Source organism: Streptomyces sp. NPDC045846, from assembly GCF_056431605.1.
In genome coordinates this window covers 1-1,305 of sequence record NZ_JBWKKJ010000054.1, presented here as the reverse complement: position 1 = coordinate 1,305, position 1,305 = coordinate 1, and the positions used below count along the sequence as shown (strand labels likewise).

1 protein-coding gene is annotated in these 1,305 nt (G+C 67.7%); it reads left to right on the top strand.

Annotation, left to right across the window (positions count from 1 at the left end):
- The first annotated feature begins 45 nt into the window (after positions 1-45).
- Entirely contained in the window at positions 46-1,266 is a 1,221-nt protein-coding gene (locus AC07F3_RS42375) for an IS30 family transposase (RefSeq protein WP_479120453.1), read from the top strand.
- Positions 1,267-1,305 lie beyond the last annotated feature (39 nt).

Sequence of the window (1,305 nt, the reverse complement as noted above, 5' to 3'; positions counted from 1 at the left end):
CTTCCGTTCTAGTGGTCGTCGCAACACCCCAGCTCAAGGGGTGCGATGGACTTCAAGATCCGGGAGAACCGGGGACCAGGGGGCGGTGGCCGTCTGCTGCGTGAGCGGGAGGTATATCTCCAGCTCATGCAGCAGGGTTACAACAATCGAGAGGCCAGCCGGATCGTCGGTATCAACCCGCGGACCGGCAAGCGGTGGCGTAACGGCTGGCACTCTCCGCCGACGGGGAAGCCGAAGCCTCCCATCACCGTGGAGGTCCCGGCGTCCGAGCCGTCGCGCTACCTGCGTGAGGCCGACCGCATCCACATCGCCGACCGGTTGCGGGAGAACGTCTCCGTCCGGCAGATAGCCGCTGAGCTGGGTCGCAGCCCTTCCACGATCAGCCGGGAGATACGCCGCAACGGAGCGCTCTGGCGGGGCCGGGAGTGGACCTACCGGCCGCATGCCGCTCAGCGGCGTGCCGAAGAACGTCGCCCGCGCCCGAAACCCGGGAAGATCGGGCAGAACGCCGAGCTGCGCGACTTCATACAGCGCCACCTCACCCTGCGCTGGAGTCCCGAGCAGATCTGCCAGGCTCTGCGGTCAGCCTTCCCCGACCGGCCGGAGATGCACGTGGTCCACGAGACGATCTACCAGGCCCTCTACGTCCAGGGCCGCGGAGAACTCCGCCGCGAGCTGACCCGCGCTCTGCGCACCGGACGGACCATGCGCCGGCCGCACCGGCAGTCCTACAAACGCCAGCAGCGTATCCGGGACATGGTGATGATCAGCGAGCGGCCTCCCGAGGTCGCCGACCGGGCCGTCCCCGGCCACTGGGAGGGTGACCTGATCATCGGCAAGGAAGGCAAGTCGGCCATCGCCACGCTCGTCGAGCGCTCCACCCGCTACCTGCTGCTGGCACCACTTCCCAAGGACCACAGCGCATCCACCACCCGTGACGCCCTCATCGAAGCCGTCACATCGCTCCCGCCACACCTGAAGCGGTCCCTGACCTGGGACCAGGGCACGGAGATGGCCGCGCACAAGGCATTCACCATCGCCACCGACATCCCGGTCTACTTCTGCGACCCCGCCAGCCCCTGGCAGCGCGGCTCGAACGAGAACACCAACGGCCTGCTGCGGCAGTACTTCCCCAAGGGAACCGACCTGTCCCAGCACAGCCGCGAGCACCTGGACGCCGTCGCCGCCGAACTCAACGGCCGCCCACGCAAAACGCTCGGCTGGGAAACCCCAGCCGAGCGCCTCGCTAAGCTGCTCGCGGCTTGATCAACTCACCACGTGTTGCAACGACCCCTGGAATTCGCC